This is a genomic window from Streptomyces sp. NPDC107528, assembly GCF_055639295.1.
Genome location: NZ_JBVKAV010000012.1, coordinates 367,176 through 388,024 on the forward strand (window position 1 = coordinate 367,176; position 20,849 = coordinate 388,024).

16 protein-coding genes are annotated in these 20,849 nt (G+C 72.2%); 14 read left to right on the forward strand and 2 right to left on the reverse strand.

Going from position 1 to position 20,849, the window contains the following annotated elements; genetic code table 11:
* The first annotated feature begins 24 nt into the window (after positions 1–24).
* The 13 genes from ACZ7L5_RS34990 to paaE all read left to right on the forward strand — a co-directional run bounded on the left by ACZ7L5_RS34990 (position 25) and on the right by paaE (position 16,901).
* A complete protein-coding gene (locus tag ACZ7L5_RS34990; RefSeq protein ID WP_471521997.1) occupies positions 25–561 on the forward strand; it encodes a phage baseplate assembly protein V in 537 nt (178 codons plus the stop codon).
* A gap of 122 nt (positions 562–683) precedes the next feature.
* Complete coding sequence (locus ACZ7L5_RS34995) at positions 684–1,019, forward strand: hypothetical protein (protein WP_328883348.1); 336 nt, start codon at positions 684–686, stop codon at positions 1,017–1,019.
* Positions 1,016–1,411: a GPW/gp25 family protein gene (locus ACZ7L5_RS35000; protein ID WP_471521999.1), complete on the forward strand. Its 396-nt coding sequence runs from the start codon at positions 1,016–1,018 to the stop codon at positions 1,409–1,411. The genes ACZ7L5_RS34995 and ACZ7L5_RS35000 overlap by 4 nt, the downstream gene beginning before the upstream one ends.
* Positions 1,408–4,524, forward strand: a complete 3,117-nt coding sequence (locus ACZ7L5_RS35005) for a putative baseplate assembly protein (protein WP_471522001.1) — start codon at positions 1,408–1,410, stop codon at positions 4,522–4,524. The genes ACZ7L5_RS35000 and ACZ7L5_RS35005 overlap by 4 nt, the downstream gene beginning before the upstream one ends.
* Complete coding sequence (locus tag ACZ7L5_RS35010) at positions 4,521–8,309, forward strand: putative baseplate assembly protein (protein ID WP_471522002.1); 3,789 nt, start codon at positions 4,521–4,523, stop codon at positions 8,307–8,309. Before ACZ7L5_RS35005 ends, ACZ7L5_RS35010 begins: the two co-directional genes overlap by 4 nt.
* Positions 8,309–10,495, forward strand: coding sequence for a hypothetical protein (locus tag ACZ7L5_RS35015; RefSeq protein ID WP_471522003.1), 2,187 nt, complete (start codon positions 8,309–8,311; stop codon positions 10,493–10,495). Before ACZ7L5_RS35010 ends, ACZ7L5_RS35015 begins: the two co-directional genes overlap by 1 nt.
* Before the next feature lie 102 nt (positions 10,496–10,597).
* Positions 10,598–12,145: a DUF6519 domain-containing protein gene (locus tag ACZ7L5_RS35020; RefSeq protein ID WP_471522005.1), complete on the forward strand. Its 1,548-nt coding sequence runs from the start codon at positions 10,598–10,600 to the stop codon at positions 12,143–12,145.
* On the forward strand, positions 12,145–13,029 hold the full coding sequence (locus tag ACZ7L5_RS35025) for a peptidoglycan-binding protein (protein ID WP_471522007.1): 885 nt from the start codon (positions 12,145–12,147) through the stop codon (positions 13,027–13,029). Before ACZ7L5_RS35020 ends, ACZ7L5_RS35025 begins: the two co-directional genes overlap by 1 nt.
* Positions 13,030–13,173: 144 nt before the next feature.
* Positions 13,174–14,151, forward strand: coding sequence for a 1,2-phenylacetyl-CoA epoxidase subunit PaaA (gene paaA, locus ACZ7L5_RS35030; RefSeq protein ID WP_471522008.1), 978 nt, complete (start codon positions 13,174–13,176; stop codon positions 14,149–14,151).
* The gene (paaB, locus tag ACZ7L5_RS35035) at positions 14,148–14,441 is read left to right on the forward strand and encodes a 1,2-phenylacetyl-CoA epoxidase subunit PaaB (RefSeq protein WP_383598858.1); all 294 of its coding nucleotides are present in this window, start codon (positions 14,148–14,150) and stop codon (positions 14,439–14,441) included. Before paaA ends, paaB begins: the two co-directional genes overlap by 4 nt.
* A 10-nt stretch (positions 14,442–14,451) precedes the next feature.
* On the forward strand, positions 14,452–15,279 hold the full coding sequence (paaC, locus tag ACZ7L5_RS35040; RefSeq protein WP_471522010.1) for a 1,2-phenylacetyl-CoA epoxidase subunit PaaC: 828 nt from the start codon (positions 14,452–14,454) through the stop codon (positions 15,277–15,279).
* Positions 15,273–15,785, forward strand: coding sequence for a 1,2-phenylacetyl-CoA epoxidase subunit PaaD (gene paaD / locus ACZ7L5_RS35045; RefSeq protein ID WP_471522012.1), 513 nt, complete (start codon positions 15,273–15,275; stop codon positions 15,783–15,785). Before paaC ends, paaD begins: the two co-directional genes overlap by 7 nt.
* Positions 15,786–16,901, forward strand: coding sequence for a 1,2-phenylacetyl-CoA epoxidase subunit PaaE (paaE, locus tag ACZ7L5_RS35050; protein WP_471522014.1), 1,116 nt, complete (start codon positions 15,786–15,788; stop codon positions 16,899–16,901).
* 96 nt (positions 16,902–16,997) lie between these two features.
* Here the strand turns inward: paaE and ACZ7L5_RS35055 are convergent, their stop codons facing one another.
* Positions 16,998–19,163, reverse strand: a complete 2,166-nt coding sequence (locus ACZ7L5_RS35055) for a TerD family protein (protein ID WP_471522119.1) — start codon at positions 19,161–19,163, stop codon at positions 16,998–17,000.
* A 168-nt stretch (positions 19,164–19,331) separates the two neighbouring features.
* Here ACZ7L5_RS35055 and ACZ7L5_RS35060 point away from each other — a divergent pair, with 168 nt between their 5' ends.
* Positions 19,332–20,285, forward strand: coding sequence for a Dyp-type peroxidase (locus ACZ7L5_RS35060; protein WP_363031896.1), 954 nt, complete (start codon positions 19,332–19,334; stop codon positions 20,283–20,285).
* 123 nt (positions 20,286–20,408) lie between these two features.
* Here the strand turns inward: ACZ7L5_RS35060 and ACZ7L5_RS35065 are convergent, their stop codons facing one another.
* Positions 20,409–20,801: a DUF5997 family protein gene (locus ACZ7L5_RS35065; protein WP_328883360.1), complete on the reverse strand. Its 393-nt coding sequence runs from the start codon at positions 20,799–20,801 to the stop codon at positions 20,409–20,411.
* Positions 20,802–20,849: the final 48 nt, after the last annotated feature.

Here is a 20,849-nt window from a genome sequence, read left to right on the forward strand (position 1 = left end):
CCATCGACCAGGAGCACCTCCACCATGGCGGCACCCAGCAATCGCTACCTCGGCAAGTTCCGCGGCCGGGTCGTCAGCAACGACGACCCGCTGCGCATCGGCCGTGTCACCGTCGAGGTCCCGGACGTCCTCGGCGACGAGCCGTCGACGTGGGCGCTGCCCTGTCTGCCGTTCACCGGGCCCCAGTCGGGGCAGTTCGTGGTGCCGCCGCCGGGGGCGGGCGTGTGGGTGGAGTTCGAGCAGGGCGATCCCAGCTTCCCCGTGTGGACCGGGTGTTGGTACGGGGCCGCGGACGAGCTCCCGCCCGACGCGCGCCGCGAGCTCCAGGCCGGCTCGCCCAACAAGCCCGTGGTCGTACAGACGCCGCAGGCGCACAAGCTCGTCATGAACGACACGCCCGGCGTGGAGCAGGGGATTCTCCTCCAGGCCCAGGGCGGCGCGTACATCCGCATCACCAAGGAGGCCGTGGTCATCTCGACCGGCGCAGGCGCCGAGATCCTGCTGCGCGGCAACGAAGTGACCATCAACGAAGGCCAGTTGACCGTGCTCTCCAAGCGATGACCGTGATGACAGCGATGACAGCGATGACAGCGATGACAGCGATGACAGCGATCACAGCTGTGACCGCGATGCACGCGACGAGAGCCATGAAAGCGACGAAGGAATACGGGGGACCACGAACCATGCCCGGGACTCTGCTCGACGCCGGCGCCGTGATCGGCTGTCCGCACGGCGGCCGCGTCGCGCCCGCCACCACATCCTCCGGCGGCGTACGCCTCGCGGGCGCCGCCGCTGCCACCGCCGCGCACAGCTACGTGGTGACCGGCTGTCCGCACACCGTGAACCGGGTGCCCTCGCCGTGCGTGACGGTCCGCTGGACCGCCGACGGCTCCGGTATCACCGTCGACGGCGCGCCCGTGCTGCTCGACACCTCCGCGGCCCAGTGCTTCTCGGCGGCCCTCGTGCCGCAGGGACCGCCCGTCGTCCAGGTCGCGCAGCGAAAGGTCACTGTCCGATGAGCCCCACCAGCCGGGTAGCCAGGCCCCGTTCCGACATCGCCTTCCCCTTCCGCGCCGACCGCCGGGGCCGTACCGCGCACGCCACGCGCGGCGAGCACGTCCACGACCTCATCGAGCAACTGCTGTTCACCAGCCCCGGCGAGCGCGTCATGCGCCCCGACTTCGGCTGCGGGCTCCTCGACCTGGTCTTCGCCCCGACCAGCCCGGAACTCATCAGCACCCTCGAACTCTCCGTCCAGGCCTCGCTCCAGCGCTGGCTCGGCGACCTCATCGACGTGGAGGCCCTCGACGTGGTCAGCGAGGACAACGTCGTCCGCGTGTACCTGTCGTACGCGATACGCGCCGACGGCGCCCGGCGCGACGACGTCTTCGAAGGGAGGGCCACGGCATGACCGGGACGACCACGACCACCTCCCGCCGGTCGAAGGTACGCGCCGCCCAACTGGGCGGCATCGACGCCGTCGAGGTCGGCGACGACGGCCTGCTGCTCACCGTCACCTTCCTCGGCAAGGCCCCGCACGGCCTCGGCCCCGAGAACGTCCGCATCGACGGCGGCCGCCGAATCACCGGCATCACCGCCGTGGACGTCAGCGTGGAGCGCGAGGAGGACCCCGAGCTCGACGACCGCTTCTACGTCACCCTCGACCGGGCCGGCGACACCTCCCGCTACCGGCTCTCCCTCGTCGAGACCGACCCGTACGGACGGCCCGGCACAGAGCCGTACCGCGGCTTCGACCAGCGCTACCACAGCGCGACCTTCGCGTTCCGGCCGGACTGCCCGACTCCCTTCGACTGCAAGGAGGACGAGCAGCACGCCCAGGACTTTCCGGCAGCTCCCGTCGTGGACTACACCGCCCGCGACTACGACACCATCCGCAAGCTGCTCCTGGACCGGCTCGCACTCACCACACCGGACTGGGTCGAACGCAACCCCGCCGACCTGGGCGTGACCCTCGTCGAACTGCTCGCGCACACCGGCGACCTGATCAGCTACCAGCAGGACGCCGTCGCCACCGAGGCCTACCTCGACACCGCACGCCGCCGCGTCTCCGTACGGCGGCACGTCCGGCTCATCGACTACGCGATGCACGACGGGTGTGCGGCGCGCGCGTACGTCGCCGTCGAGACCGCCGGGGATCACACCCTCGCACCGGGCACGTACCGCTTCGCCTCCGTCGACGTACGCACCCTCGACCCGCACGACCGGCCCGAGCCGGGCACGGTCATCGACGAGACCGACCTCGGCGACCTCGACGAGCGCGGCTCGGTGGAGGTCTTCGAACCGGTCGTCACCGCCGATCCGCTGGAGCTGCGCGTCGCACACAACGCGATCCGCCTGTGGAGCTGGGGCGGCGAGGTGTGCACCCTGTCCAAGGGCGCCACCTCCGCGACCCTGCGCGACGCGTGGGTGGACCCGGAGACCTGCCGGGACCGCCGACTCGACCTCAGGCCCGGCGACGTGCTCGTCCTGGAAGAGGTCAAGGGCCCGCGCACCGGCACCCCGGGTGACGCCGACCCGAGCCATCGCCAAGCCGTCCGTCTGACGTCCGTCACCCCGGCCGTGGACCGCATCGAGGACCAGCCGGTGCTGGAGGTGACCTGGGCCGCCGCGGACGCCCTGCGCTTCCCGCTCTGCCTCACCACCCGCGGCGGCCGCGACTGCCTGCCCGTCGAGGACGTGGCCCTGGCGCGCGGCAACGTCGTCCTCGTCGACCACGGCCGCACCCTGCACGGGCTCCCCGAGACGTTCACCGTCCCGCAGGTCCCCGCCGAGGTCGCCCCCTGCGACCTGCCCGCCTTCGGCTGCCACGACCGCGACGAGGGCAACGCCCCCGCCCGGCTCATCAACTCCCTCACGGATCGCACGGAATCCGGTGACGCCCTCACCCCCGACGACATCTGCGAGCTCTTCGAGGTTGTCGGCGAGTCGGTCACCAACCGCGCCGGACTCGGCCTGGAACGCGCCGGCCAGCGCCACGAACGCGTCGTGCCCGGCACGGCGTACGCCCAGGCAGCCGCCCTGCGCACCCTCCTCGCCCAGTCCGTCTACCCGGGGATCCAGCCCCGCTTCCGTCCCGTTCTCGGTCGCGCGCCCATCGCGCAGACGGTGCCGTTCCCCGAGCCGGCCACCGTCGCGGCCGGGCAGGCCGAGCGGATCGCGGCGATCCCGGAACGGGTCCGGCAGCGCCTCGTCGAGCTGTGGCGCAGCGCCCGCGACCGGGACGGACTCTCCGAGCGGGAGATCGACGAACTCACGGTGATCTTCGGCCTCAGGATCCTGGAGCACATCGAACTCCACCGCCACCCCGTCCGCGCCCTGCGTGAACTCCTGTACCGCAGCGACCAGTTGCTCGACGCCAAGGTGCGCCGCGTCGAGGTCCTCACGGCACGTGCCCGCGCGGGCACCGTGCTCGACGGGCACATCGCCTGGGAGATCGCACACAGCTGGGGCCCCGCCTACGCGACCGGGCTGCACCCCGACGAGAAGGTGTTGCGCGGCTCCGCGACCGACGCGCTCGCGCAGGATCCGCGTCACGCCCTGCCCGCCGTACGCGCCCACGAGGGCGGCTACGGTGATGGCGGCGCCGTGTGGCAGCCGCGCCGCGACCTGCTGGACAGCGGCCCCCGCGACCGGCACTTCGTCGGCGAGCTGGAGGACGACGGCCGCCTCGGCCTGCGCTTCGGTGACGGGCGGCACGGCGCGAGGCCGACGCCCGGATCCCGGCTCGCCCTGCACTACCGTCTCGGCGGCGGCAAGGCCGGCAACGTCGGCGCGGAGGCCATCAACCACCTCGTCGTCCAGGCCGACTGCGAGCCGCCGCCCGCCGCCGTGGTCCGCAATCCGCTGCCGGCCGTCGGCGGCACGGAACCCGAACCCGTCGAGCAAGTACGCCAGTTGGCCCCCCTCGACCTGCGCCGCACCCGGCTGCGCGCGGTCACCGCCGAGGACTACGCGGCCCTCGCCTCCGCCCTGCCCGGCGTCCAGCGCGCGGCGGCGGAGCTGCGCTGGACCGGCAGTGTCCAGGAGGCACATGTCGCCGTCGACGCCTACGGCACCGGCGCCCCGTCGGCCGAGCTGCTCACTTCGGTCGCCCAGTCCCTGGAGTCGTACCGGCGCATCGGCCACGACGTCGTCGTCGGTGCCGCCCGCCCGGTCCCGCTGGACATCGAGCTGACCGTGTGCGCGAAGCCGGGCCATCAGCACGGGCAGATCCTGGCCGAGCTGTACCGCGTGCTCGGCCGCGGTGTGCGGGGCTTCTTCCACCCGGACGCGCTGACCTTCGGCGAGCCGGTGCGGCTGAGCCGCCTGGTCGCCGTCGCGGCGGCCGTGTCCGGCGTGGAGAGCGTCCAGGTCACCCGGCTGCAACGGCTGTTCGAGCCGGACCGAGGAGAGAAGGAGGACGGCGTGCTGCGGCTCGGCCCGCTGGAGATCGCCATCTGCGACAACGACCCGGACCGGCCGGAGAACGGCCGGCTGGCGATTTCTCTGGGAGGTGCCCGATGAGCGAGACCAGGATGACCGAGGGCACGATCACGGACGAGTGCACCTGCGGCGGTGCCTGCCGAGGCGGCCACGACGAGCGCCTCGCCCCGGCCCCCGTGCACAACCCGCCCGGCCGCACCGCCCTCGACTACCGCGTCGGCGAGTACGGCTCCTTCCTGGCCGCCCTGCTGGACCGCCTCGCCTCACCGGCGTACCCGGCCCTCAACGGCCTGACCGTGCGCACCCCGGACGACCCGGCGATCGGCCTGCTGGACGCCACCGCGGTCCTCGGCGATCTGCTCACCTTCCACTCCGAGCGCATCGCGGACGAGGCCTACATCCGCACGGCCAACGAACACCGTTCCCTGGTCCTGCTCGGCCGCCTCGTCGGCCACCGCCCACGCCCCGGCGTCGCCGCCGCCACGCATCTGGCGTACACCCTGGAACGCGACCCGCGCGCCGAGGCCCTGCCCGTGCTGATCCCGCGCGGCGCCCGCAGCCACAGCGTGCCCGCCTCGGCCGACGAGCAGTCCCTCACCTTCGAGACGAGCCGGGACCTGACGGCCCGCTGGGACTGGAACGAGCTGAAGGTACGCCGCCGGCGCCCCTCCCTCGTCACGCCCGAGGACCTGGAGCGCCGCTCGCAGCTGTTCGTCGAGGGCACGGCGAACTCCCTCCAGACCGGTGACCAGTTGCTCTTCGTCTTCGGTGAACAGGCGGGCGGTGAGCGCAGGTTGCTCCCGGTCGCCAAGGCGCGCGTCGACCGGGACGACGAGATCACGGCGATCTCCCTGCCGAAGTCGGCCCCGCCGACCCTGAAGGAACTCGTCGACGAGGTACGGCGCTGGACGGCGGCCCCACAGACCCCGGGTGAGCCGGGGGACGAGCCGCCCACGCCCGAGGTCCCCAACCCCCGGCCGGTCAGCCGGCTGATCGAGGACTTCGAGGACCAGGTCCTCGCGCCGCTGCGGGACGACCTGGACGGCATCAAGACACCCGAGCGCCTCGCGGCCCGTCTCGCCGAGCCCGTCGCACGGCTCGGCGAGGCACAGGTGCTGGCCGAGCCCCACGAGGACGTGGCGGCCTGGTTCGACCAGCTGGAGGCTGTGCTCGCCGAACTGGCCGAACGGGCCATGGAGTTGGCGCCGGCCCAACCCGCCGAGGAAGAGCGGACGCCGACTCTGAAGAGCAGCGTGGAACCCCGCGCCGCCGCGCTCCGAACCCTCGGCGCCGTCCTGCCCGCCCTGCGCGCGGCGACCCCCGCCCCGCGGGGTGCCGGCACCGGCATCCAGCGCCCCGGCAGCGACACCGCGCGGCTGCTCTCCGCCCTGAACCCCGGACTCGGTACCCTCTACCCGGCCTGGCGGACGGCCGCCGCTCCCGGCACCCCGCAGCTCCTTCGCGAACTGCTCGCCATGCGCGTCACGGCCGCCCCCTTCGGCGCGACGGCCCCGCTCAAGCCCGTCCAGGACGACCGCGGCCGGGTCATCCGCACCGCCGACTGGCCGCTCACGGGCGCCGTGCTGGCGAGCATGCGGGTCGTGTACGACACGGCGGGCCGGACGCCGGTCCGGGCGGAGTTCCAGTACGTCGAGGGCAGCAGCTCCGACCAGCGTGCCGAGAACCTGCCGGTCGTCCAGCCGGTCAGGTTCCCCCTCGGCACGGGCCAGGTCGAGCTGTCCGTGCGCTCCGGCCAGGACCGCGATCTCAACTGGCTCAACCGGCGGCCCGCCGACACCCAGGAGCCCGGCGTCACGGCACGCCTCCACTCGGGCCTGCCCGAGCGCACGCTCTTCGTGTCCCGGCCGGACGACGAGGGCCTGGTCCACGTCGGCGTCCACAACGGCACATCCGAGCAGATCGCCCTGCGGCCGAACACGAACGAGCAGTTCACCCACGGCGAGTACGAGGTCAGCCTCAAGTACACGGTGGGCACCACCGAGCCCAACGTCGAGGTCGTGATCGCCAGCAAGCCCGAGCCCCTCAACCGCCGCGTCCTCCAGCTGGACACGGTCCACACCGGCATCACGGTCGGCAGCTGGGTCGCCATCCAGCGCCCCGCCAAGGGCACCCAGGACGGCGTACCCGGCGACACCGGGCTCGCGTTCGTCACCACCCAGGTCGTCGCGGCACGTACGGCCGCGTACACCAACTACGGCATCACCGGCCGCGGCACCGAACTCACCCTCGCCGCACCGTGGTTGGACGAGTTCGACGTCCTGCTGTCCCACATCCGCGACACCACCGTCCACGCGGCCGGTGAGCCGCTCCGCCTCGCCGACGAACCGCTGGGCGAGGACGTCCACGGCAACGAGATCGAACTCGCCCAGCTGTACGACGGGTTGAGGGCCGGACGTACGCTCGTCGTGGCCGGCGAACGCAGCGACATCCCCGGCACGGCGGGCGTGCAGGCCACCGAGGTGGTCACCGTCGCCGCCGCGGACCCGGCCGTCGACCCGCAACTGCCCGGCGACCACGTCCACACCCGGCTGACCCTGACCGCCGGCCTCGCTCACCGCTACCGCCGCGAGACCGTCAAGATCCTCGGCAACGTCGTCGAGGCCACCCACGGCGAGAGCCGCGAGGAGGCCATCGGAAGCGGTGACTCCGGCCGCGTGAACCAGACGTTCGCGCTGTGGCAGTCCCCGCTGACCTGGCTCGCCGACGACAACCCCCTCGGCGCCACCCCGGTGCTGGAGGTCCGCGTCGACGGCGTCCTCTGGCACGAGGTCGACAGCCTCGCCGGGCGCGGACCGGGCGAGCGTGTCTACTTCACCGGCTCCACCTCCGACGGCCGTACGACGGTGACCTTCGGCGACGGCGTCAACGGCGCCCGGCTGCCGTCCGGCCACGAGAACATCCGGGCCCGCTACCGCTTCGGCACCGGCAAGGCCGCCAACGTCGCCGCCGACCGCATCAGCCAGCCCCTCACCCGGCCGCTCGGCGTCACCCAGGTGACCAACCCGCGGCCGGCCAAGGGCGGCGCGGACGCGGACGGCCCCGGCCTCACCCGCCGCACGATCCCGCTCGCCGTCTCCGCGCTGGACCGCCTGGTCTCCGCGTCCGACTACGAGGACTTCGCCCGCTCCCGCGCCGGCATCGGCCGGGCCTCGGCACGCGAGCTCTTCGACGGGCGGCGGCGTGTGCTGCACGTGACGGTCGCGGGCACGGACGACGTGCCGATCGACGGCGACTCGGACACGCTCAGGGCCCTGCGCGGCGCGCTGACCGAGTACGGGGACGGCAGCCTCCCGGTCCGGGTGGACGCACGCGAGCTGGTCCTGCTGCTCGTCGCCGCCAAGGTGAAGGTGGCCCCCGACCACGCCTGGCAGGTCGTGGAGCCGCGCCTTCGCCAAGCACTGCTCGGCCGACTCGGCTACGAGGGACGGGAGTTGGGCCGACCGGTCCGGCTCTCGGACGTCCTGGCCGCGGCCCACTCCGTGCCCGGCGTCGACTATGTCGACGTGGACGTCTTCACCGGCGTCCCCGCGTCGGCCACCCCCGAGGAGCTCACCGAGATCCTCACCGAGCCCGGACCGCCCAGGGCATCGGTCCCGGCGTACCCGGCGACGTACGACGAGAAGGTTCACACGGTCCGCGCCGAGAGCGGCGAGACGCTGTCGGAGATCTGCGCCAAGTACGCCGTCCCGCTCGCCGAACTCCTGCGCCTCAACCCCGACATCACCGACACCCGGCGCCTGGCGAAGGGCCGTTCGGTGTTCGTCTTCCGCGGTATCCGCCCGGCCCAGCTCGCGCTGCTGTCGCCGAAGGCCGCGGACACCCTGATTCTGACGGAGGTCAAGTGATGTCCCCGGACGTCCAGTTCGAGACGACGACCCCGGCGACCACGTCCAGGGAGCCGGACGGGCTCGCCGCCCTGCTGCCCCGCTGGCACCTGCTGCGCGACGCCGAGGAGGGCGAGGCGCTGCGGGCGCTGCTGGCGGTGATCGCCGAGCAGATCGACCGGGTGCGCGACGGCGTCGAGCAGGGCTACGAGGACCTGTTCGTGGAGACGGCGGCGCCCTGGGTGCTGCCGTACCTCGGCGATCTGGTCGGCTATCGCACCCTGCCCGGCTACGAACGGGTTCTCACGACCGGCCTGCACGACGGCGGCCGCGCCGCGCTCGCCGAGGCGGTCGCCCCGCGCGCCGACGTGGCCGCGACCGTCGCCAACCGCCGCCGCAAGGGCACCCTCCACCTCCTGGAGGAACTCTCCGAGCGCGTCACCGGCTGGCCCGCTCGCGCCGTCGAGCTGTCCCGGCAGGTCTCCCACACCCAGCCCGTGAAGCTCCACGGCGACACAGGCGTCCACCGCGGCGAGCGCGGGCGTCTCGTCGACCTGCGCGACAACGCGGCCCTCGACCTCGCGGGCGGCCCCTTCGGTGCTACGGCGCGCACGGTCGACGTCCGCCGCGCCAACTCACGCCACCGACAAGGGGGTTGGACTCCGGCCGGGGTCGCCCTGTTCGTGTGGCGGTTGAAGGCGCACTCGCTCACGCAGTCCCCGGCGTACTGCATCGACCGCGCCCGCAACCTCTACACCTTCTCGATCCTGGGCAACGACACCCCGCTCGTCACCAAGCCGTTCCCGGAGCCGTCGCCCACGCACATCGCGACCGTCGACAACGTCCCGGCGTTCGTCACGCGCCGCCGGCTCCACGACCGGCTCGCCGACTACTACGGCCCGGGCAAGAGCCTCGTCATCCGGCGCGACGGCGAGGACCAGCCGGTACCGCCGTCCGACATCGTGGTCGCCGACCTGTCCGAGTGGCGGTATCGGCCAAAGCGCGGCCAGGTGGCCGTCGACCCGGAGCTCGGGCGGATCGCCTTCGGGTCCAGGTCGGCGCCCCGGCAGGGCGTGTGGGTGGACTACCACTACGCGTCCGGCGCCGACATGGGCGGCGGCGAGTACGACCGCCCGGACCGCGAGCCGCGTCCCGACGCCGAGACCTACCGGGTCGGCCCCGGGCAGCCGTACCGCCAGATCATGGACGCCTACCGGGCCTGGCAGCACGACCGCCGCGCCGACCGCACCGGCTCCGCCGGCGTCATCGAGATCACGCACAGCGGCGCCTACCAGGAGCAGCTGGACTTCGACCTCGACCCCGGCGACCGCCTGGAGGTCCGCGCGGCCGAGGGCACCCGGCCGGTGATACGGCTCCTCGACTGGTACAGCAACCGCCCGGACGCCCTCAACATCCGTGCGGTGTCCGACGACTGCGCCCCGCACGAGCGACCGCGCATCGTCCTCGACGGCCTGCTGGTCGCCGGACGCGGCATCAACGTCACCGGCCCCATGGGCGCGGTCGTCGTACGGCACTCCACGCTCGTGCCCGGCTGGTCGCTGGAGCCGGAGTGCGATCCGCACTCGCCGGAGGAGCCCAGCATCGTCCTGGAGCGCACCACGGCGTGCCTCCAGATCGAGCACAGCATCCTCGGCACCATCGAGGTCATCGGCGACGAGGTCAGCGAGGACCCCCTCGACATCCATCTGAGGGACAGCATCCTCGACGCCACAGGGCCCGGCCGCGAGGCCCTGTCCGCGCCGGACTGCCGCCACGCGCATGCGGTGCTGCATCTGCACCGCACCACCGTGATCGGCGAGATCTTCACGCACGCCGTGCAGATCGCCGAGAACTCGATCTTCACGGGCAGGCTCCACGTGGCCCGGCGCGGCATCGGCTGCCTGCGGTACTCGTCCGTGCCCGCCGGGTCGCGCACCCCGCGCCGGTACCGCTGCCAGCCCGACCTCGCCGGGCCCGAACAGGCCGGTCGGGTACGGCCGTTGTTCACCTCCGAGCGCTACGGGACGCCCTGGTACGGGCTGCTCGCAGACCGGTGCGCGCCGGAGGTCCGGCGCGGCTCGGACGACGGCGCCGAGATGGGCGCCTTCCACGACCTGTACCGGCCGCAGCGCGAGGACGGCCTCAGGGCACGGCTCGCGGAGTACACCCCGGCGGGCACGGACGCCGGGATCTTCTTCGTGACGTGAGGCGAGACATGACCCGTGGCGTGACTCCGGACATGCATGGCGACGCGCGCGCCGCCGCCCCAAGCCCTACCCGCACTTTCCTGAACCAGGGGGACCCCCTTCATGCACGCTGACCTCTCCCGCCTCACGTTCCGCCCGGAGCGGCGTTACTCGGCGGTCGTCGCCCAGCAGGGCCGCGTCCAGCTCGACGCCGACATCAACGAGCAGACCGCGATCCAGCTCCACCAGGCCCGCACCCTCGCCGCCGACCTGATCGGCCGGCACGGCGGGCCGCGCGACGCCGCGGGCTTCAAGATCGACTACGTGGGCGGCAAGCACGACATCGATACGCTCCACATCCACGGCGGTCGCTACTACGTCGACGGCATCCTGGTGGACGCGACCCGCCCGGCGCCCGGCGTGCCGGTCCCGGAGGACGACGCCGAGGAACAGGACACCGCCGCGCCGCCCACGCACTGGACCTACTGGGACCAGCCCGACGGCTTCCGCGACCCGGAGAAGCCCGGCGACCGGCTGCCCTCGCCGGCCCAGACACCCTTCGTGGTCCATCTGCAGGTCTGGGAGCGCACCGTCTCCGCCGCCGAGGACCCCGCCCTGCGCGAGGTCGCGCTCGGCGCGGCGATGCCGGACACCGCGGCCCGCGTCAAGGTCGTCTGGCAGGTGCTGCCGCTGTCGCTGGCCGCCCTCGACATCGAGGAGACCGACCCGTCCAAGGAGGTCGTGCGGGCCGCCTTCGACAAGTGGGCGCAGAAGCAGGCCTCGTCCACCGCACGGCTCGCCGCCCGCAGCGAGCGGCCCGACCACGCCGACGAGGACCCCTGTCTGGTCAAGCCGGACGCCCGTTATCGGGGCCAGGAGAACCAGCTGTACCGCGTCGAGGTGCACGTGGGCGGCGAGGCGAAGGACGCCACCTTCAAGTGGTCCCGCGAGAACGGCTCGGTGGTGTTCCCGGTCGACGAACTCGACGGCACCTGGGTGCAGTTGGCCTCCCTCGGTCACGACGACAAGCTGGACCTCGATGTCGGCGACCACGTGGAGCTCACGGACACGGCGTACGCCTCCCGCCTCGAACCGCTGCCCCTGCTGCGGGTCGAGGAGCTGGACCTGCCGGGCCGCCGGGTCCGCTTGTCCGCCGAGCCCGACCCGGCCGTCGGGCGGCTGCCCCACCTCAACCCGTTCCTGCGCCGCTGGGACCACCACGGGGGACCCAGGCGCAAGGGCCGTACGACTGCCCTGAAGGGCGGGGCGGTCCCCGTGTCGGAGGGGGAGTGGCTGCCGCTGGAGGACGGCGTCGAGGTGTACTTCGCCAAGGGCGCGACCTACCGCACCGGCGACCACTGGATTCTCCCCGCCCGCACCGCCACCGGCGGCGTCGAATGGCCCACCGACGCGAGCCGGCGCCCGCTGCTCCGGGGCCCCTCCGGCATCGTCCGCGGTTTCGCGCCGCTGGCCCTGGTGAAGGGCGAGGGCGGCACCGTCGATCTGCGCCTCGCCTTCAACCCGCTGGCCAGCAGCATCCCGGCCGCCGACGAGGCGACGCTCGCGGCCGAGGAGCAGGCACGCCGCGAGGAGCAGCGGGCGGAGGACCCGTCGGGCGGCAGGTCGCAGACCACGGCGGAAGCAGAGGCCGCGGCGGAAGGAGACGAGTAATGGCCAAGCCCCTGAGCGCGTCGAAGATGGTCGAGATACTGCGTGCGGAGGGCCTCAAGGTCCACGAGGTCCGCAGCTGGCGCACCCACAACCGCAACAGCAAGGGCCCCTGGGGCCCGGTGAACGGCGTGATGATCCACCACACCGTCACCAAGGGCACCGATGCGTCGGTCAGCATCTGCTACAACGGCTACTCCGGCCTGCCCGGCCCGCTGTGCCACGGCGTGATCGACAAGAAGGGCGAGATCCACCTCGTCGGCAACGGCCGCGCCAACCACGCAGGCCTCGGCGACAGCGACGTCCTGCGCGCCGTGATCAACGAGTCGAAGCTGCCGCACGACAACGAGGCCGACACCGACGGCAACGCGCACTTCTACGGCTTCGAGTGCATCAACCTCGGCGACGGCAGGGATCCCTGGCCCGAGGCGCAGAAGGAGGCCATCGAGAAGGTCTCGGCCGCGATCTGCCGCCACCACGGCTGGAGCGAGCGCTCGGTCATCGGCCACAAGGAATGGCAGCCGGGCAAGACCGATCCGCGCGGTTTCACGATGGATGGTATGCGCAAGCGCATCGCGGAGCGGCTGAAGGGTGGCGGAGGAAAGCCGGACCCGGACCCGAAACCGGCGCCCAAGCCGAAGCTGGAGCCGTTCCCGGGCAGTGGCTTCTTCCACGTCGGCCAGAAGTCCCCGATCATCACGGCCATGGGCCGCCGGCTGGTCGCCGAGGGATGCGGCCGCTACGAGGAGGGCCCGAGCCCCGAGTGGACCGAGGCCGACCGCCGCTCCTACGCCGCCTGGCAGCAGAAGCTCGGCTTCAAGGGCAAGGACGCCGACGGCATCCCCGGCAAGGTCAGCTGGGACAAGCTGAAGGTGCCCAACGTGTGACGGTCCGCGACCGGCGTTGATACGGCCCAGGTACCCCTCGGGGGTGTCCTGGGCCGTTTTCGCACGCCCGAAGGGTCTTGCTCCCCTGGCGGAAACAGGTCACACTGGATACCGAACGAATGGTCGGTTGGGAAGCGGGAATCGATGACGACTTCACACTCCGCCGAGGCGCCCCCCGAAGAGCCGCTCCAGGAGCACTTCGATGCGACGATCTCGCGCGACCAGCGGATCGAGCCGCGCGACTGGATGCCGGACGGCTACCGCAAGACGCTGATCCGGCAGATCGCGCAGCACGCCCACTCGGAGATCATCGGCATGCAGCCCGAGGGCGAGTGGATCACGCGCGCCCCGTCGCTGCGCCGCAAGGCGATCCTCTTCGCCAAGGTCCAGGACGAGGCCGGCCACGGCCTGTACCTGTACTCGGCGGCGGAGACCCTCGGCGCCGACCGCGCGGACCTGACCGACCGGCTCATCGAGGGCCGCCAGAAGTACTCGTCGATCTTCAACTATCCGACCTTGAGCTTCGCCGACGTCGGCGTGATCGGCTGGTTCGTGGACGGCGCCGCGATCTGCAACCAGGTGCCGCTGTGCCGGAGTTCGTACGGGCCTTACGCGCGCGCGATGGTGCGGATCTGCAAGGAGGAGTCCTTCCACCAGCGGCAGGGCTACGAGCTGCTGATGACGATGATGCGCGGCACCGACGCCCAGCGCGAGATGGTGCAGGACGCCGTGAACCGCTGGTGGTGGCCGTCGCTGATGATGTTCGGCCCGCCCGACGACGCCTCGCCGAACTCCGCGCAGTCGATGGCCTGGAAGATCAAGCGGCACAGCAACGACGAGCTGCGCCGGCGCTTCGTCGACATGACCGTCCCCCAGGCCGAGAAGCTCGGCGTGACCCTGCCGGACCCGGAGCTGCGCTGGAACGCCGAGAGTGGTCACCACGACTTCGGCACCCCCGACTGGGACGAGCTGATGCGAGTCATCAAGGGCGACGGGCCGTGCAACGACCAGCGTATGGAGCGGCGCAGAAGCGCCCATGACGAGGGCACCTGGGTCCGCGAGGCGGCCAGCGCCCACGCGGCCAAGCAGGCCGCCCGTGCGGAGAAGGGAGCGGTGGCATGAGCGCCGACAAGCAGGGCTGGCCGCTGTACGAGGTGTTCGTGCGCGGCAAGCGCGGACTGAACCACGTCCACGTGGGCTCGCTCCACGCCGCCGACGACCGGATGGCCCTCACCCACGCGCGCGACCTGTACACGCGACGCAACGAGGGCGTCAGCATCTGGGTGGTGAAGTCCGAGCACATCACCGCCTCGACCCGCGACGAGAAGGACCCGTTCTTCGAGCCCAGCGCCGACAAGGTCTACCGCCACCCGACGTTCTACGACATCCCCGACGACGTCCCGCACATCTGAAGGAGAGGGCATGAGTGACGACCACGTCTACATGACCCTCGCCGAGGGACACGACGACGACACCCGCTGGGCGTACGGCACCGGCTTCGAGGACCCGCTGCACGGCGTCGACACCACCGTGCCCGAGGGCATCGACGCCGGTGAACTCGCCGCCGTCTGCGTCGCGTTGGCCGACGACGCCCTGGTCGCGGCCCAGCGCCTGGGCGAGTGGGTCACCCGCGCCCCCGAGCTGGAGGAGGAGGTGGCGCTGGCCAACATCGGCCTCGACCTCCTCGGCCAGGCCCGCCTGCTCTACGCCCGCGCCGGCCAGGCCGACGGCACCGGACGAGACGAGGACGCCTACGCCTACTTCCGCGACGCCGGCGACTTTCGCAACGTACGCCTGGCCGAACTGCCCAACGGTGACTTCGCGTTCTCCATCGTCCGGCTGCTGATGTTCTCCAGCTGGCGCCTCGCACACTTCGAAGGGCTGGCGTCGCACCCGGACCCCGTCCTGGCGGCGATCGCCACGAAGGGCGTCAAGGAGCTGGCCTACCACCGGCAGTACGCGGCGGAGTGGGCGGTACGCCTGGGCGACGGCACCGAGGAGTCGCACCGCCGGATGCGCCGCGCACAGGAGCAAGTGGCCCCCTACCTCGGCGAGTTGTTCACGGGGTACGACGTCCGCGACGAGGTCGTGACCGTCCTGCGCCAGGTCACCCAGGCCGCCGGCCTGCCCATGCCGGTGTACCGGCCGCTGCCCGGATCCGGCCGCGACGGCGAGCACACCGAGCATCTCGCCCCCCTGCTCGCCGAGTTGCAGGGCGTCGCGCGCGCCCACCCGGAGGCGACATGGTGACCACCCTGCTCGACGCCCGGCGCGCCCGGCACATCGCCGACCAGGTGCCGGACCCCGAGCTGCCCATGCTGACTCTGGCCGAGCTGGGCGTCCTGCGGGACGTCGAGCTGACCGAGGACGGCACGGTGGTCGCCAGCCTGACCCCGACCTACTCGGGGTGCCCGGCGATGGCGGAGATGCGGGCGGACGTCGCGGCGCGCCTGCGCGAGGCGGGGTACGAGCGCGTCGAGATCCGCACCGTCCTCGACCCGCCGTGGACCAGCGACTGGATCACCCCCTCCGGCCGCCGCAAGCTCACCGAACACGGCATCGCGCCGCCCGGCCCCGCCCCGCGCGGCGCCGGTCCCGTCGCCCTCGTGCTGTCACCCACCCGGCACGCGGTGACCTGCCCGCGCTGCGGCTCGGCGGACACCGAGGAGACCTCCCGCTTCGCCGCCACGTCCTGCAAGGCGCTGTGGCGCTGCCGCGCCTGCCGCGAGCCGTTCGAGTACGTCAAGGAGATCTGAATGGAAGGCCTGAGGGAAGAACCGACGGCTGCGTCGGTACGCCCGCGCCCCCGCCGCCGTCCGGCCTTCCACGCCCTGCGCGTCGCCGCCGTGACGCCCCTGTGCGCGGACGCGGTCGCCGTCGGCTTCGACATCCCGGCTGAGCTCGCCGAGGAGTTCGCGTTCGCGCCCGGTCAGTCACTGACGTTGCGGCGCGAGATCGAGGGGCGGGACGAGCGGCGGTCGTACTCGATCTGCTCGCCCGTCGGGTCGATTCCGCGCATCGGCGTCCGGGTCGTGACCGGCGGCCTGTTCTCGTCCTGGCTCGTCAGCGAGGTACGCCCCGGCGACACCGTCGAGGTGATGGCCCCCACCGGCGCCTTCACCCCCGACCTCACCGCGCACGGCCATCACGTGCTGATCGCGGCGGGCTCCGGCATCACGCCCATGATGTCCATCGCGGAGTCCGTCCTGGCCGCCGACGACCGCTCGACGGTCACCCTCCTCTACGGCAACCGCCGTACCGACACGGTGATGTTCGCCGACGAGCTCGCGGACCTGAAGGACCTGTACCCGGCCCGGTTCCAGCTCGCCCATGTGCTGTCCCGCGAGCCGCGCGAGGCCGAGGTGCTGTCGGGACGTATCGACGCCGAACGGCTCTCGACGCTCATCGACGCGCTGGTCGACGTGGAGAGCGCCGACCACTGGTGGCTGTGCGGCCCGCACGGCATGGTCCGGGATGCGCAGGGGGTGCTGGCCGGCCTCGGGGTGCCGACCGAGCGGGTGCATCAGGAGCTGTTCTACGCCGACGACGAGCCCGTACGGGAGGCGGTCCACGAGGAGAGCGGCCCGCAGGGGCCCGTCAGCCAGGTCACGATCACCCTCGACGGCCGGTCGACCACCGCTGCCCTGCCGAGGGAGCGGTCCATCCTCGACGGCGCCCAACGGACCCGCCCCGACCTGCCGTTCGCCTGCAAGGGCGGCGTCTGCGGCACCTGCCGTGCGCTGGTCACCGACGGCAAGGCGGACATGCGCCGCAACTTCGCGCTGGAGACGGCCGAGGTGGACGCGGGCTACGTCCTGACCTGCCAGTCGTACCCGGTCTCCGAGACACTGACCGTGGACTACGACAGCTGACGGAAGAGTTGAGTGGCGAGGAAAGCGAAAGGACTATTGCAAGAAGGAGTTGAGAAGGAAGTCCCTTCATGGCCTCGCCACGGCCGACTCTAACAGTCACGCGGGGATCAGGTCGCGCAGATTTTCGGGGGTCAGGACGCGCGAGTCCGGGTGCAGCCCGTCGGGGCGCTGGAGCCCGATGTAGGTGACCGGACCGTCGGGGACCTTCTCGCCGTCCCACAGGGTCGTGGTCGTCGCGTCCATCAGACCCGTCAGATAGCGCACCGTCAGCTGCTCGCGCTCCACGATGCCCCGCAGCAGCGTCGCGACCGACACCCGGTTCTCCTCGACCCGGTTGGCGGCCGGCGTCCCCCGCAGGTACAGATGCAGCCACTTGGCACGCCACCGGCCATCGGGCCCCCGCAGGAACGCCAGCGGCAGCGCGGCCCGGCCCGGCCCGCGCAGCTCCGACTTCATGCGCACGGTACGCGGCTCGAACGGGCGGCCCTGCTGCTCGGCCTCACGCAGCATGAACCCGAAGAACGACTCGTCGACCTCCTCGAAGCCCTCCCCGGCGAAGATGTTCACCTGCGGCACGATGAAGTCGCCGCGCACGGCCCCCAGGCGCAGATTGATGAACTCCGAGGCGCCGTCGGGTGCTTCGGTGATGTCACCGGAGTGCTCGCCCTCCAGGCCCTTGAGGTTGGTGTACGCCAGCCAGCAGACCGTCGCGAATTCGGCGTCCAGCATCAACGCCGACAGGTCGTAGTCGGTGCGCCGGTCGGCCTCCTTCCAGTACACGAAGAACCGCAGCAGCTCACCGTCCACCGGAGACAGCGAGCCACGCGGCAGCACGCCGAGCCCGGCCGCGCTCGCCCGGCCGCTGAGCGGCAGCGCCACATCCAGGACGTCTGGGTCGATCAGCAGATGGCCCGGGGCCGGCAGCCGCCGCCGTATCTCGGCGTCCAGCGCCGCAATCAGGCGCTCCCGCTCGGGCGGCAGTACGGGCGGACGGTCGTCCTCGGTGACCCAGGCGCGGCCGAGCCGGTTCACGAAGACCCGGCGCTCGCCGGTGTCCTGCGCACGGTTGGCGAGGTGTTCGCGCACCGACAGCACCACCCGGCCGGACACCTCGCCCACGACCTCCTCGGCGGCGGACGCCACCGCGAGGCGCTCGTCCTGGTCGAGGGCCAGCCGCAGCAGCCGGTCCAGGGAGCGGAACAGCTTGCCCGGCGCGGACTTCAGCAGCTTCGCGGCGCCCATGATGTCGTTCATGCCGAGCAGCTCCTCGACCCGGCTGTCGAAGGAGCGGGCCTCCTTCTCGCGCCGGGCGACCGCGAACACGTCGGCGGCGTGCGGCCACCGCGGGTACTCGTGCGGGTGCAGCCGCTCGCCGAGCCGCTTCCACGCCTCGCGGTGCGCGTGCACGTCGGCCAGCTTGGCGGGGGACGCGGCGACGACCGCGTCCAGGCCAGCGAGCAGCGCGCGGCGCACCGGACGGGACAGCGCCCGGAACCGGGTCGGCGCCTGCAGCGTCACGTCGCCGCCCGACAGGGCGCAGGCCAGCCGCAGCACATCGGTGACCGTGTCCAGGAGCAGCTGCCCACCGGCCTTCAACCGGGCCTCGTTCACGACGGCACGGTTCTCCCGCACGGGGATCGCCGCGGGCTGCGGAGCGTCCACGCAGTGCCCGGCGAGGACCCGCAGATCGCGCAGGTCCTCCTCGCCCAGGGGCGTGCTGCTGCCCGCCAACGCCATGTACAGGGACGCCACTTCGGCGTCCGCGTCGCCGCCGAGGTGCAGGACCGTCAGACGGTCGCCCGCCGCCGCGATCAGCTCCTCGTGGTGGCCGAGCATCTCGGTGTAGGTGTGCTGGTAGCGGCCGTACGACGGCAGAGTGAGAAGGTTGACGAGCCCCTCGCTCAGCTGCTCCAGAACCACGGGGCGTGCGCCATCGTCGGCCAGCGCCTCGGCCACGCAGCGCATCCAGAAGTCGTACGTGTCCGGCACGTTGGCCGGGAAGTCGACGAAGTACACGTTGTGCCGCATATGGTCGCCGACCATCTCGCGGACCGTGCCCAGGGTCCGCACGGCGGTGTCGACGACCGTGCCCTCGGACAGCCCCGACAGCCGCGCCAGCAGCTCTGCCGACAGCTTGAAGCCCACGGACATGAGCGCGGCGTCGAACTGCCGTGTCGCGACGGCGCCTTCCCCGGCGGGACCCGCGAGGGAGGGGAGACGGTGGACGTGCCGGATGACCAGGGGTTCGAGGCGGTGGACCATCCCGGGATCGTCCCAGAGCAGGGCGAGCGGGCGCACTCGGGTTTTCGTCTGCGAGGCGGGCATCCACACCCCGCGCACGCGCCAGGAGTGCGGAAATTTGGCGGGTATCGTTCCCGGTTCGGCCGGGCATCGTTAGTTGGCGGGGTTTGAGGGTGAGAGAGGGGAAACATGCCGTCGTCGTCGATGCGGTCGGTCGATGCACAGCCACAACCGGTACTCAGTCCGCCGGCGCCCGTCGCCGTCTTCCTGGTGGTGACGATCGAGCCGGGCGGCGAGCCCGCCGTGCACGACCTGCTCGCCGGTCTCGCAGGGCTCATACGGGCCGTCGGGTTCCCGAGTCCCGACAGCGGTCTGTGCTGCGCCACCGGAGTGGGATCCGCCGCGTGGAACCGGCTGTTCGGGGACCCGCGTCCCCAGGAGCTGCATGCCTTCAGGGAGTTGGAGGGGACGCGGCACCGCGCCGTGTCGACCCCCGGTGACCTGCTCTTCCACATCAGGGCCGCCCGCACCGATGTGTGCTTCGCCCTGGCCGCCGAGATCATGAAGCGGCTGCGCGGCGCGGTCACCGTCCAGGACGAGGTCCAGGCCTTCGCCTACTTCGACTCGCGCAACCTGCTCGGCTTCGTCGACGGCACCGAGAACCCCGTCGGCCAGGCGGCGGCCGACGCGGCGGTCGTCGGTGACGAGGACCCCGCGTTCCGCGGCGGAAGCTACGCGATGGTCCAGAAGTACGTGCACGACGTCGACGCCTGGGAAGCCCTCGCGGTCGAGGCCCAGGAGAAGGTGATAGGCCGCTCCAAGCTGACCAACATCGAACTCGACATGCCCGGCTCCCACAAGGACGTGAACACCATCACCGGCCCGGACGGGGAGGAGCTGGAGATACTGCGGGGCGCGATGCCGTTCGGCAGGCCGGGGCACGGAGAGTTCGGCACCTACTTCATCGCCTACGCGCGTACCCCCGAAATACCGGAGACCATGCTGCGGAAGATGTATCTCGGCGGCCCGGAATCAGGCCCGGACCCGATCCTCGACTACTCGGAGGCGGTCACCGGAACCCTCTTCTTCGTCCCCTCGGCGACGTTCCTGGAGGCGATACCGGAACGGCCCGCCGCGGACTGATCCCGGCCGGCCGGAGGCGGGCTGCAAGCCTCCACGGGGGCGGCTCGCCTCACCCGGCGACGGCGACGGCGACGGCGATGGCGGCGAGGCGGCAGCGGCAGGCAGGCGCCGGCACCGGCGAGGTCAGGACTGCTCCGCCGCCCGCTCCGCGTCCCGCTGCTTCAGACGGGCCGCCTCCTTGCGGACCTCGGCCTGGGTCGCGCGCTCCTTGACCAGCCACTCGGGCTGCTCCTGCTTCACGGCCTCGATCTGCTCGGTGGTGAGGGCCTCCGTGACGCCGCCGCGGGCGAGCCCCGCGATGGAGATGCCCAGCTTCTGCGCGACGACCGGACGCGGGTGCGGGCCGTTCGCCCGCAGCTCCTGGAGCCACGCGGGCGGGTCTGCCTGGAGCGCGTTCAGCTCGGCGCGCGTGACGACACCCTCCCGGAACTCGGCGGGGGTGGCTTCGAGGTACACACCCAGCTTCTTGGCCGCGGTCGCGGGCTTCATGGTCTGGGTGCTTTGGTGCGACGTCATGGTCCCCAGGGTATCGACTGGGTGAACCGCCGCTGACCACGGCCGGTA